The sequence below is a fragment of the Pseudomonas mandelii genome (assembly GCF_900106065.1).
GTDB lineage: Bacteria > Pseudomonadota > Gammaproteobacteria > Pseudomonadales > Pseudomonadaceae > Aquipseudomonas > Aquipseudomonas mandelii.
The window spans coordinates 4,581,911-4,594,643 of record NZ_LT629796.1 but is presented as its reverse complement, the minus strand read 5'-3'; the positions used below and the strand labels follow the sequence as shown (position 1 = coordinate 4,594,643).

The 12,733-nt window shown below is 57.7% G+C and carries 12 protein-coding genes; 2 read left to right on the top strand and 10 right to left on the bottom strand.

The genetic code is table 11. The features are described 5' to 3' along the window. Positions 1-44 precede the first annotated feature (44 nt). From BLU63_RS21270 to BLU63_RS21235, 8 genes are all read right to left on the bottom strand, one after another. Complete coding sequence (locus tag BLU63_RS21270; RefSeq protein ID WP_083376144.1) at positions 45-1,352, bottom strand: amidohydrolase family protein; 1,308 nt, start codon at positions 1,350-1,352, stop codon at positions 45-47. Positions 1,353-1,464: 112 nt separating this feature from the next. Then, complete coding sequence (locus BLU63_RS21265; RefSeq protein ID WP_083376143.1) at positions 1,465-2,742, bottom strand: cytochrome P450; 1,278 nt, start codon at positions 2,740-2,742, stop codon at positions 1,465-1,467. 139 nt (positions 2,743-2,881) lie between these two features. Then, positions 2,882-3,385, bottom strand: a complete 504-nt coding sequence (locus BLU63_RS21260; protein WP_172962145.1) for a carboxymuconolactone decarboxylase family protein — start codon at positions 3,383-3,385, stop codon at positions 2,882-2,884. Between the two features lies 1 nt (position 3,386). After that, positions 3,387-4,562: a thiolase family protein gene (locus BLU63_RS21255; protein ID WP_083376142.1), complete on the bottom strand. Its 1,176-nt coding sequence runs from the start codon at positions 4,560-4,562 to the stop codon at positions 3,387-3,389. Next, positions 4,559-5,461 (bottom strand): 3-hydroxyacyl-CoA dehydrogenase, encoded by a 903-nt coding sequence (locus tag BLU63_RS21250; RefSeq protein ID WP_083376141.1) that lies wholly within the window; start codon positions 5,459-5,461, stop codon positions 4,559-4,561. Before BLU63_RS21250 ends, BLU63_RS21255 begins: the two co-directional genes overlap by 4 nt. Positions 5,462-5,474: 13 nt before the next feature. Beyond that, positions 5,475-6,326: a fumarylacetoacetate hydrolase family protein gene (locus BLU63_RS21245; RefSeq protein ID WP_083376140.1), complete on the bottom strand. Its 852-nt coding sequence runs from the start codon at positions 6,324-6,326 to the stop codon at positions 5,475-5,477. Then, positions 6,326-7,390, bottom strand: coding sequence for an amidohydrolase family protein (locus BLU63_RS21240; RefSeq protein WP_020300781.1), 1,065 nt, complete (start codon positions 7,388-7,390; stop codon positions 6,326-6,328). The genes BLU63_RS21245 and BLU63_RS21240 overlap by 1 nt, the downstream gene beginning before the upstream one ends. Before the next feature lie 346 nt (positions 7,391-7,736). Further along, on the bottom strand, positions 7,737-8,468 hold the full coding sequence (locus BLU63_RS21235; protein WP_083376139.1) for a TetR/AcrR family transcriptional regulator: 732 nt from the start codon (positions 8,466-8,468) through the stop codon (positions 7,737-7,739). Positions 8,469-8,651: 183 nt separating this feature from the next. Between BLU63_RS21235 and BLU63_RS21230 the strand changes: the two genes are divergently transcribed. Then, the gene (locus tag BLU63_RS21230; protein WP_083376138.1) at positions 8,652-10,283 is read left to right on the top strand and encodes an ATP-dependent acyl-CoA ligase; all 1,632 of its coding nucleotides are present in this window, start codon (positions 8,652-8,654) and stop codon (positions 10,281-10,283) included. A 116-nt stretch (positions 10,284-10,399) separates the two neighbouring features. Here BLU63_RS21230 and BLU63_RS21225 read toward each other — a convergent pair whose 3' ends face one another. Then, the gene (locus BLU63_RS21225) at positions 10,400-11,200 is read right to left on the bottom strand and encodes an SDR family NAD(P)-dependent oxidoreductase (protein ID WP_083376137.1); all 801 of its coding nucleotides are present in this window, start codon (positions 11,198-11,200) and stop codon (positions 10,400-10,402) included. A gap of 101 nt (positions 11,201-11,301) precedes the next feature. Between BLU63_RS21225 and BLU63_RS21220 the strand changes: the two genes are divergently transcribed. Continuing rightward, positions 11,302-12,042, top strand: coding sequence for a DUF2889 domain-containing protein (locus BLU63_RS21220; RefSeq protein WP_083376136.1), 741 nt, complete (start codon positions 11,302-11,304; stop codon positions 12,040-12,042). Between the two features lie 84 nt (positions 12,043-12,126). On the opposite strand, the gene BLU63_RS21215 is transcribed toward BLU63_RS21220, so the two are convergent. After that, positions 12,127-12,702 (bottom strand): aromatic-ring-hydroxylating dioxygenase subunit beta, encoded by a 576-nt coding sequence (locus BLU63_RS21215; protein ID WP_020300786.1) that lies wholly within the window; start codon positions 12,700-12,702, stop codon positions 12,127-12,129. Between the last annotated feature and the right edge of the window lie 31 nt (positions 12,703-12,733).

Sequence of the window (12,733 nt, the reverse complement as noted above, 5' to 3'; positions counted from 1 at the left end):
CTCCACAGTCGCCGTTGGCCGGCGACTGTAGGAACAGCGGCAACTTACAACGCGGTTTGCGCGTCAGCGTCGGCGAACATCGCATTGATGTCGCCGGAAGTGACCGGCTTGTTGTCATGGCGACCGTGATCGGCACCACCCAAGCCCAGGGCCGGCTCGATGCTGACGTGCGTGGCCTGAGCCCGCAGCGCGCCGACCGTGCAGTTTTCCCGACCATGGATGGAGAACGGATCAAAGGAAAACTCACGCATGGCGTTCAAGTGAGTGACCTTGTCGATCATCTCCTTGGGCAGGTGCTGCAACCCTTCCCACGCGGTCTCTGGCGAGTTCGGCCAGGTGCAGTCGGAGTGCGGGTAATCGCTTTCCCATGTGACCATCTCGGCGTTCAGATAATCGAGGTTCTTCAGGCCGAAATTATCTTCAATGAAGCAGGTGATGAAGTGCTTGTTGAAGATGTCGCTGGGCATCTTCCCGTCGAAGTTGGAATTGGTCCACGCGTTGTGGTGACGGTGGGTGAAGTCAGCACGCTCCAGCAAATAAGGAATCCAGCCGATGCCGCCTTCGGAAAGCGCCATGCGCAGGTCCGGGAATTTCTTCCACATCGGCGCCCAGATCCAGTCAGCGGCGGAGTTGGCGATGGAAATCGGCATGGAGGTGATCCAGGCGTCGATAGGCGACAAATCCGAAGCGTGTTGAGCTTTCACCCCGGTACCGATATGACAGCAGATCACCACCTTGTTATCGCTGCAGGCTTTCCACAGCGGGTCCCAGTAATCACTGTGGATCGACGGGTAGCCATGAATAGCGGGGTTGTCCGACAGCGAAAGTGCGTGCACGCCCTGTTTGGCCAGACGTTCGACTTCAGCAGCGGCGGCTTTCATGTCCCACCACGGCACGATCATCAGCGGAATGAAGCGGCCTGGCGCAGCGTTGCACCAATCGTGCAAATGCCAATCGTTGTAGGCCTGGATGGCTGCCATCGACACATCGCGGTCAGCGTGTACCTGAAAACGTTGGCCGGCAAAGCCCGGGAAGGTGGGGAAACACAATGAACCGAGCACGCCGTTGGCGTTCATGTCGTCGACGCGGTCCTTGATGTTCCAGGTGCCACGGCGCATCTGGTCGTAGCCCAGTGGCTCCATGCCGTATTCCTCTTTGGGTCGGCCAACCACGGAGTTAAGGCCCATGTAGCCAGTGGCCTGCTCCTCGAAGACCCACACATCACGATCACCCTTTTTGACCACATGCGGCTCACGCCCCTTGAAACGGGCAGGCATATGGCGAGCAAAAGCATTCGGCGGCTCGATCGCGTGGTCATCGACGCTGACAAGAATCAGATCTTCAACTTTCATTGTTTTCCCCTTCGCATTCGGGCTTGTTGTTGTGCCTGAATCATAGTGCACATCACCAACTAATTAAACACATTTTTTGAATGTGTTCATATTAATTCAAGCACACAGTCCATCAGTCCCACAGCACGTGCAGATAGTGCGGACCGCGCAGCTGTGCGCCGACGATCTGCGGCCCGGGTCTGTCTGGGTCGAGACGGATGTTGGGCATCAGATCGAGGATCGCATTCAGTGCGCAGTTGATCTCGGTTTTGGCCACGAATTGACCGATACACATGTGTGGGCCAAAGCCAAAACCAAACGAAGGTTTGGGCTTGCGGTCGATGTCGAATTTATCGGCGTTTTCGAAGGCGTCTTCGTCGCGATTGGCTGAGGTTACGATGCATTGCACCATTGCCCCTTTGGGGATGGCTACACCGCGAATCTCCAGGTCCTTGGCGGCCTGACGCACCTTGAAAGTAGCCACAGGCTCGAAGCGCACCGCTTCGTCGATGGCCTTGTTTACAAGGCTTCGGTCATTACGCACCCGCTCCAGCACATCCGGATTTTGCAGCAGCAACGACATCAAGGTACCGAAGGTGCGAGTCGTGGTTTCGCTGGCAGCCGGGAGCAGTGAGCGTACAAAAGTGGCGATTTCATGATCGTCCAGCGACCGTCCTTGATACTCCGCGTTGATCAGCCGGCTGATCAGGTCATCGCCCGATGCGCCCTCTGCGCGACGCTCGGACACCACCACTTTCACCACATCATACAAAGCCTGAGCGGCCTGCATCGCGGCGCCACGGGCCGCGGCGGCTTTTTCCGGATCGACTTGCGGGCCCGCCAGGATGGCCAGCGCCCAGGCCGCGTACTGCTCGATCTGCTCGGGACGATCCTCGGGAAAGCCGATCAACGAGTAAATCACCCGGATCGGAAAATACAGGGCAAAGTCCATCAGGTCGGCGCCCTTGGCCGGCACCATCGGCTTGAGATACTCCTCGCGAATCACCCGATCGATCTTGGTTTCTTTCCAGCGATTCACCGTCTCGGGCATGAATACCGGTTGCAGCAGGTTACGGATGTTCTTGTGAGCATCCCCGTCCATTGCGGTGAGGATCAAGCCATCGAAAAACGCACCCAGCCCCTCGGCGATAAAACCGCTGGTAAAGGTGCCGGCGTCACGCATGACCGCCATGACATCGTCGTATTTGAACAGTGTGAACGTCGGCCGACTGGCATCCAGGCCGGCAATCGACGGCACGCCCAGACTCGCCATGAAGTTGCCTTGCAGCACGGGCGAATTGGCGCGCATATCGCGGTAAGTCGCGTGTAGGTCGATATCGCTGGTACCGCGATAATTACTGGCTACGTCGGTGAAAGCCTTCGTCAGGTCGTTCTGCGCCGGTGTGGACATGATCGTCTCCGCTATTTTTGTCATTATTTTTTGTCAGGCAGCTGCTGAAGGCCATACCTTCCGACTGATAATAGGCCTGACTAGATCTGTATTGGACACTTATTAATATTTCGATCAACTATTTGTGCTGCGAGACGTGTCAGTAGGCCTGCTGCACCAGTGTCATGCGGCCACCCGCCAACATCAGGGCGCAGTACAGCCCCAGCTCTGCCACCTGGGCGTCGGAGAAAAACTCCCCGAGTCGCAAGAAATGCGTGTCGTCGATCTCCAGGTAGTCGCTGGCAAACAACTCGGCATAACGCAACGCGGCACGCTCGGCTGGCGTGAAGGACTCGCTGTCTGTGGCCATGCACGCAATATCCTCTTCCGTCACTGCGTCGGACTTGCGCGCCAGTTGGCAGGCCTGGCAAGTGGTGATGCTGGCGATTTTCAGCCGCACCAACTCGCGCAAACGCTCATCAAGCAGGCTGTCGCTGTGCAGGCTCTCCATCAAACCCAGCCAGGCCAGGGCTACCTTGGGTCGGTGAGCCCAGACCTGCACCGGCGTCGTTGAACTGAGCATGCGACTGCGCCGGCCCCGCTCTACCGCGTCTTGCAACGCAGACGGCATGGCATCCAGCGGGATCAGCGGTAGACGTGCCATCTCAATCGAGCCGTTCGATGATGGTCGCCGTACCCATACCGCCGGCGCAGCAAATGGCTTGCAAGCCAAAACGCCCGCCTCGGCGTTCAAGCTCGTTCAACAAGGTGGTCATCAATCGTGCACCACTGGCGCCCAATGGATGACCGAGGGCAATAGCGCCACCGTTGACGTTCAACTTGTCGTGCGACACACCTGTCTCCTGCATCCAGGCTAGCGGCACCGAGGCAAACGCTTCATTGACCTCGAACAAGTCGATGTCGTTGATGTTCAGCCCAGCCTGGCTCAACACCTTTTGAGTGGCAGCAATCGGGCCGGTGAGCATTAATGTCGGATCGGAACCGACGGTTGTGAACGCCACAATCCGCGCTCGAGCCCTGAGCCCGAGTTTTTTCGCGGTTTCGGCACTCATTAACAGCAATGCCGCTGCTCCGTCGGAGATCTGTGACGAGTTGCCAGCGGTGATTCGACCGGTGTCCGGACGAAAACTGGTTTTAAGCGTCGACAGTTTTTCCCGCGATGTATCACGGCGAATGGTTTCGTCGTAGCGCAACACAGCAACTGGCTCCGTCAGCACCTGCTCACGTATCTCCTCGACCGCAACCGGCACTATTTCATTATCGAAATAACCGGCATCGGACGCCGCGGCAGCGCGCTGATGGCTGGCAAAAGCGAAATCATCCAGCGCATCGCGACTGAGCGCCCATTTGTCGGCGATACGTTCAGCAGCCTCGCCCTGACTGGTCAGTTCATAGCGTTGCGCTGCCATCCAGCCAAACGCCTCGCCGTGGATTTCACGGTTACTGCCCATGGGCACGCGGCTCATGTTTTCCGCGCCACCCGCCACCACGATATCAGCGGAGCCCGCCGCGATAGCACCAACGGCCAAATGCACGGCCACTTCGCCCGAACCACATTTACGGTCGATAGTCAGCCCAGGCACGGTGACCGGCCAACCGGCACCGAGCAAGGCCGTGCGGGCAATGTTGGCGGACTGCTCACCAATTTGCGTGACATTGCCGAAGATCACGTCATCGATCAGCGTGGGCGACACATCGGCCCGCTCCAGCAAACGACTGATTACCAGCGACCCAAGGTGATCGGCGCGTACGCCGGCCAGGCTGCCTCGGAACTTACCGATTGGCGTGCGGACCGCATCAACAATGACGATATCCTTCATAGCGCACTCGCCTTGAGCCCTGAACCCGGAACCTGTTTACCCTCTTCGTAGCGGTAAACCCCCTGCCCTGACTTGCGCCCCAGCCGCCCGGCAGCAACCATTTTGATGATCAAAGGGCACGGCCTGAATTTCTCACCCAGGGTCTGGTGCAGATAGCGCAGAACAGACAGCCGGGTATCCCAACCGGTCAGGTCACCCAGTTCCAACGGGCCCATCGGATGGTTGAAGCCCAGACGCAGTGCCGTGTCGATGTCTTCGGCGGTCGCGGTGCCTTCCTGCAGCATCCACATCGCCTCGTTACCCAATAGGGCAGACATGCGACTGGTGGTCAGTCCTGGCGATTCGTTGACGATGATCGAGGTTTTGCCAATCTGCTCGCAGAGGGTGCGAGTGCGCGCCACCACCTCATCACTGGTCGCCAACCCCCGCACGAGCTCCACCAGTTTCATTTTGTGCACGGGGTTGAAGAAGTGCATGCCGATCACACGATCTGCACACTCAACTGACGCCGCAATTTCGGTCACGCTGAGGGCCGACGTATTGGTCGCGATAATCGCGTCCGGCGCCAGCAGTGGCGCCGCCTGCGCGAGCACCGCCTTCTTCACTGCCAACTGCTCGGAGACCGTCTCTACCAGCCAATTGGCACCACTCGCCGCTTCACTCAAGTCGCTGCAGGTCAGCAGATTGGCCAACGATTGCTGGGCTTTTTCTTCGCTGACTTTGCCCAGGCGCACGCCATCGGCGAGGATTTTTTCGATGCTCGCCCTGGCGCTTGTCAGGGAAGCGGCATTGGTGTCGACCAACACCGTGCTGAAACCTGAGCTGGCGAACGCATGCGCAATACCGGTGCCCATCAGACCCGCACCGACGACGACTACTTTTTCTTTATTGGCGTTCATGTTTGGCTCTCGATTAGGCGCGGTTCTTTTTACTGACCACATTGCGCAACGTGCCAATGCCTTCGACGCTGGCTTCGACCACATCGCCTTCCTTAAGGAACAGACCGGTGCCCATCCCCACTCCCGCCGGCGACCCCGTGAACAACACATCGCCACAGGCAAAACTCGAGCGCTGCTGGACAAAGCGGATCAGATGATCAACACCCCAGGTCATTTCGCCGGTGGAGCCGTCCTGGCGCGTTTCGCCATTGACTTTCAAGGTCAGGCGCAGCGTCGGTGACCCTTGCGGAAATTCATCTTTCGTGACGATCCAGGGACCAAGTCCGGTGGTTTGATCCTGGCTTTTGGCTGCGAACAGATCCATGCCAATACCCGCCGGCCCGCTACGCTGCAGGTCTCGAGCGCTGACGTCATTGCCGACGGTGTAACCGAGCACGCAAGCAAGCGGGTTTTCCAGGTCAATCTCGTCAGTGCCGATGACCGCTACCAATTCAACTTCGTGATCGAGCTCTTCAGTCAACGGTGGAAAGCGGATCGGGTCATTGGCGCCAATCAGCGCGCCATAGGCCTTGAGAAAGGCGACTGGCTGGGACGGCGCACTCAATCCAAACTCCACCAAATGCTTGGCGTAATTGGCGCCTGCCACGACCACCCGGTTGACGGGCTCTATCGGTGGCAACAGACGAACTTTTGAGAGTGGCAGCGCTGGGCCGGCGAAACGCAACGAACTGATGCCGCGTCCGGCAGCCACGCCGGGCGCCCATTCTTTGAAATTGCCGGAAATCGGCGTCACCTGATCTTGGGCGACATCGACCACCGCCCAAAAAACGCCCGTTTCAAAATACTCACATCGCGCCAGTTTCATCAGGCACCTACCTTGCCCAACTTGGCAGGATCGATGTGCAGCAAGCGGCATGCGTTTTCATAGCGAATCTTGCGCAAGTCGGCGTCGGACAACTTCAGGCCATGGGTCAGGTCGTGACGCACGGCATCGCTACCGCCAAAGTTGCTGCCGTAGAGCACATGGTCTGCACCGATGATATCGACCAAGGCCTGGCGCATCGGTACTTCATGCAGCTCTACGTCGAAGTAGAAGTTTTTCATGTACTCGAGCAGCGGCTTTTTATTATATTTGACGTCGAGGTTCTCGTTGGTCTTGGCCAGACGACCGAGCTGGTACGGGACATAGCCGCCACCATGGGTGATGTACACCTTCAGGTCAGGGAAGCGATCCAGTACGCCACCGCAAATCAGGTTCCAGAAACAACGGCTTTCGTCGTACTGCATGCCAACGATAGCGGTGGTTTCGTAGCGGTCGTCGTTGGCGTTCTTGCCCCAGGTGACCGACTGGTTGTAGCCGTGAATAAACATCGGCAAGTCCAGGTCGCAGAGGGTTTTCCACACCACGTCGAGTTCTGGCGAATCGAATTCCAGGCCGCCGAAGTTGGCGCCGCCAGCGACCAGACCTTTAGCGCCCAGTACGGTGCAGGCGTAGCGCAATTCAGCCGCCGCTGCTTCTGGCGCATTCAAAGGTACGTGAGCCCAGAACATCAGTCGATCTGGGGCTGCAGAGCAGTATTCGGCCAACGTCTCGTTGACGGTGCGGGCGAACGGGACGGCGAATTCGGCTTCGGTCCAGTACATGTAGCAGTGGGACGGGACGGAAACCACCTGCAGGTTTTGTCCCGCAGCGTCCATGCCAGCCAAGCGCACTTTCGGATCAGCCCAGCGCGCAAAATACTCTTCAAGCTTGGGACCTTTGCCGGAGCGGACGGCAGCCTTACGCTCTGGCGACCCAAGACCGAGAATCCAGTCACCAACACGCAGCTTGATATCGCCATCGGCGTGCTGCTCGAAGAACGGCCCCCAGTGAGGGTGCTGGTTGTAATAGCCAGGGTGCGGTGCGTGGGCGTGAAGATCGATAAGCATGTCTAGGTACCTCGAAGTTGGCACTTTTTGTTGGTTATTTGTGCGGTGCCTTCACGTGACCTGGTTCAAGTAGCCACGAAAAGGGGAAGCCGACGGCTCACTGCCAAGACCAGAGCTTAAGATTAAATTGAGCAGAAATCAAAATACTGTTCAATTTATTTTTCCGACGCACGAAGAGGCCTGACCCAGAGCCCTCAACACGCGTCGAAAAATGCTTAGAGGGGTCCAAAACTTCGAGTCAGCCTCGAAAAAGAGTGGAATGCAGGCGGGGAAAAATTAGCGTACGGAAACGCAAAGCCCCCGATATACGGGGGCTTTGGATAGCGTGATGGGCAGTGCTTTAACGTCAGCGGCGTGTGCGCGAGGTAGACCCCATGATCAGCGCGCCCAGGAGTTTTTTCACCCGGACCGGGAACAATCGACGCCCTGCGGCTTCTGGCACGAGAATTTCGCTCAACACGTAACGAATGATCATTTCGCAGATCAGTTCACGATCAAGACGCACCCCGAGGCGTTCGTCCCAGTCGTCGAAAACGATGCCCAGGCCATCCTGAAAGCGCACGATCGAATCGTGGAAAATCCGTCGGAAGAAGCCCAGCGCGTAGTCGGGTGCAACCACGAGAAGACGCCGAGCCCGACTTTGCTCCAGGTAGTTGTCGAGATAGGCAAACAGCGCATTCAAGCGCGCTTCCGGATCACTGATGTGACCGAGTTCCTGGGACAGCGAGCTGTGAAAACTTTCGCGCTTGTGGCGCGAAAAGGTATCCAACAAGTCTTCTTGCGAGGCGAAATAGCGATAAAAGGTGCCACGGGAAACACCCGCGACCTGGCAAACATCCAGGACCGAAATACGATCCGCGCCAGACATCAGCACGACTTCTTCAGTGGCCTTGAGGATGTTGGCAATGGTTTCTTCTGAACGGCGATTCGGCTTGACCTTGGTGCCTGCCACAGAGTTGGCGGCAGCACGGCGTTCTACGGGTTTAACCGGGCTCGCCCCAACATCAGGTGCCGCATTTTTTTTGGATCTGGGAGCCGGCGCAGGCGCCTCTGCTTTCTTGGATGCGGCTTTTGGCATGAAGTGACGGGCTCATGAAGAGTAAGAATTGTGCAACGTTAACACAGGATCTGTGCATAAATAACACTATATGTTCAACTTTTAGCTAAAGACATTTGCGCAGTTTGTATTTAGAATCGGATTCTCTCTTCAAAATAAAATCAGGCAACCCGACCGGTATGGGTGCCTAAAAGGAGAAAACTGATGGGCAGCAGTGGAAATCCAGACACCTGGGCAGTGGGAGAACGAGACACTGTCATTGATGCGTTAGATCGTGCGGTAGCAAGGCATCCAGACAAAATATTGCTGGATTTCAGTGGTGAGTTATACACATATGCTCAGGTTGACTCACTCTCGACCAAGATGGCCAACGCACTGGCCACCCTGGGCGTCAAAGCCGGTGAAACCGTGCTGACGATGCTGGACAACAACATCGATGCCGTCACCACCTGGCTGGCCATCAACAAGCTCTGCGCTGTAAGTGTGCCGATCAACACCGCGCTCAAGGGCGAGTTTCTCCGCCATCAGATCGCCGATACCGGCACCTCGGTGGTGATTTGCGAAGCAGCCTACCTGCCACGCATCACCCCGCTCGCCGCACAGCTGCAGGACGTCCACCACATTCTTCACCGTGGCACCCTTGAGGCAGTACCTGATTGCCCGATTCGCATTGCGCCACTGGATGAATGGCGTGGCCATGACGCCACCCCACTCGTCAATAAACCGCAACCTTCAGACCTTGCCTGCCTGATTTACACCTCGGGTACAACGGGCCCTTCCAAGGGCTGCATGATCAGCTACAACTTCATGTGCAATCTGGCGCGCCTGCAACTTCGCGCCGGCCCGGCCAGTGCCGACGACGTGACCATCACGCCGCTGCCACTTTTCCACATGAATGCACTGTGCGTATCGATCATTGCCAGCATTCTGGTGGGTGCGCGCGCCGCCATTCTTGCGCGATTCTCGGTCTCGAACTTCTGGCCGGAAGTGGAGCGCTCGGGCGCGACCATTGCCTCGATCCTGGGCGGCATGGGCGGCCTCCTCGCCCAGGCGCCAGACAACGAAGCGATGTTGCGCTGCGTCGGGCAGATCCATACCGCCCGCGGCAACCCTTACACCGAAGACACCAAGAAGATCTGGCGCGAGCGCTTCGGCACCAGGCTGGTCGGCGGCAACGGCTATGGCCTGACCGAAGCCTGCGTTATAACTTCGCTGGCTGCCGGGGAATACGCCGCGCCCGGCTCGTCGGGTAAACGAATTGCGGATTTTGACGTCAGAATCGTCGACGACCTCGATCAAGAAGTGCCGCCCAACTCCGCTGGCGAAATCGTGGTGCGCCCTCTCCGTCCGGACATCATGTTCCAAGGCTACTGGCGTCGCCCGGAAGACACCCAGAAGCTGATGCGCAACATGTGGTTCCACACGGGCGACGTTGGCAAATTCGATGATGATGGCTTCTTCTACTTTGTCGACCGCAAGAAGGACTACATGCGTCGCCGGGGAGAGAATATTTCCAGCTTTGAAATGGAAGCCGCTTTTGCTTCACACCCGGCATTGGCTGAGGTCGCAGTGCATGCCGTGCCTTCTGATAAAGGCGAGGATGATGTGAAGGTGACTGCAGTACTGCATGAAGGTGTGACGCTAGACCCGGAGCAGCTGTTCCATTGGGCTACCGATTCGGTGCCCTACTATGCCTTGCCGCGCTATATCGAGTTTCGCAGCAGTTTGCCGAAAAATCCGCAGGGACGAGTGTTGAAGTATTTGCTGCGTGATGAAGGCAAGACCCAAACAACCTGGGATCTGGAAACTACTTCGATTGTGGTGTCCAAAAAGTAATTGTCCTGGCCGCATGTGTCGGCCGCCCAACGTCGAAGCCCGCCTTGCAGCGGGCTTTCGCGTCTCTAGGGCCTTGGTGTCGCCTTTGAGCTTGCTCCTGCATTAATCGGGTGAACTCAATACTCGCGTACGGGAATACCTTTGGGGCGGGAGTTATAACCGGGCAGATGAAGGCCACCATCGACGTGGATGGTTTCACCCGTGATAAACCGCGACATCTCGGACGCTAAAAACACCACCACCGGCCCAATATCCGCCTCAGGCTCGCCACAGCGCCCCAAAGGACGCATCGATGCGGACATTTCGGCAAACCCCGGGTTCTCCGCAGCAAGCTTGTGGAACGTGGCGCCCATCGCGGTAGGCGCGATGGCATTGGTTCGAATGTTGAACCGCCCCCATTCAGAGGCCGCGCTGCGAGTCAGCCCCACGATCGCTGCCTTCGCCGTGTTGTAGTCGCCATGCAACCAGGCACCGATCTCGATATCGATGGAGTAGAAGTTGATAATCTTGCCGCCACCCCGCGCTTTCATGTGGGGCAGCGCGGCCTTCATCGCCCACCAGGCCGCCCACACTGTAGAACCGAGGGTTTTCTCCAGCATTGCATCGGTCTTCTCTTCGAGAAGAACATTGGGCGTTGGCGCAAATGCGTTGTTGACCAGAATGTCCAGCCCACCAAACTGATCAACGGCCAATTGCACGGCGGCTTCGATATCGGCCTTGCTGCACACGTCAGTCTTGATGAACATCGCTTGGGCACCCAGCGCTTTGAGTTCGGCGACTACGGCCTCGCCACTGGTGACATCCAGCTCGGCGACCACCACGGCAGCGCCCTCTTTGGCAAAGTTCAGCGCGATGCCGCGGCCTATTCCGCCACCTGCACCGGTAATCAACGCGACCTGTTTGTTTAGCAGTGCCATAGCCACTCCATTTCTTGTTTTTTAGTGAACATTATTGGTTATAGTGTTCAAATATAGCTGATTTCGTCAGCCAGAACAGTACTGGAACAAGGATATTGAGGATGAGTGTATTTCGTCGGCGCGTGGACATCATTGCTCATCCTGGCAATGGCACGGGTGAAGTCCGCGCCACCCTGGAGGACGACTTCCATCACTTCCGTGTCTGGGTCTGCCACCATGAAGGTGAAGTCACCGCCATTGGCGGTGAAGCGCTACGCTACCCTTATTCCTTGTGTCCGCAGGCTTGCGATCAATTACAGCAGCTGCTGGGTATGAAACTGGACCGGATAGCCCACTCCGTCACCCGACAGACCGATGCCAGTCATCAATGCACCCATCTGCTGGACCTGACGGGCCTTGCCGTCGCCGCTGCCGCACGAGGTACCCACCAGCGCCGATATGACGTCAACATCGGCCAGCGCATCGCCAACCGCACTCGCGCCACGTTGATACGGGACGGCAATGAAGACCTGACCTGGGAAGTCAACGGCACCCTGATCGAAGGACCTTCACCTTATTGCGGCATCAACCTTCGCGAAGGCATGGCACGCTGGGCACTGAATACCCTCAATGAAGAAGCCGCCGAAGCGGCACTTTTACTGCGCCGCTGCACCCTGATTTCCATGGGGCGCGCGTACAACCTCGACGAGCAGATTCACGCCGCCACCACCGCTCTTTGTTACAGCCAACAACCCGAACGCGCGGAGCAGGCATTGCGCATGAAGGGCTCGACCCTGGACTTCAGTCATGAACAGCTGAAATTGTGCGCCCAGGATCAGGAATGGCTGAGACAACGGCACTAGTCGATCCGCTCTTGCGTCAAGAGCAATGCGGCCAATGCTTTCAAAGCACGGCGATCCGGGCTCAATCCAGACCGCCGATACGAACTAGAGGAAGACCGCCAGATTGGGGGTTCCGAGCACCGCTTGGTCGATGATGACTTCGCGCCGCGCCAGCTTGAATCCCGCCTCACTCAGGCGCAGCACATCCCGCCGTTCGCCACTGATGATGTCGACATGGTGGTCTTTGAACCGGCTGCGGGTCAGTAGCAGATAACTGGTCACCACGAACTCATCGCTCTTGTCGGTTTCTTCGACAAACACGTTGGTCACCAGACGCCGGGTACGCGAGGGAGGGTCTTCCGCCCAGGCGCTTTTGCCAGACAGGCGCAGGATTCGGCCCATGATCGAGCGGTAGTCATCGTGGTAATGCTGAACGCTGCGCACGATGGTGGTTTTTAACTCGGCGGCCAAGCGCGTCTGACGCAGCGGCACGGTGTACACCAGGTCGGTGTCCAGGCGTTCGGCCCACTCCTGCAGGCGAATCTGGTCAAGCAGCGTGGCCTCCTCGTAGAGGAAGGTCACCACATCGTTGTAAATCGGCGAACCCACCGGTACTCGCTTGGTACCGACTGGGGAACCCGGCTGGATATCCTCCACACCGCGTTGTTGAACCTGAGCCATGAGTCATTCCCTCACTTTTATTCTTGTGAAT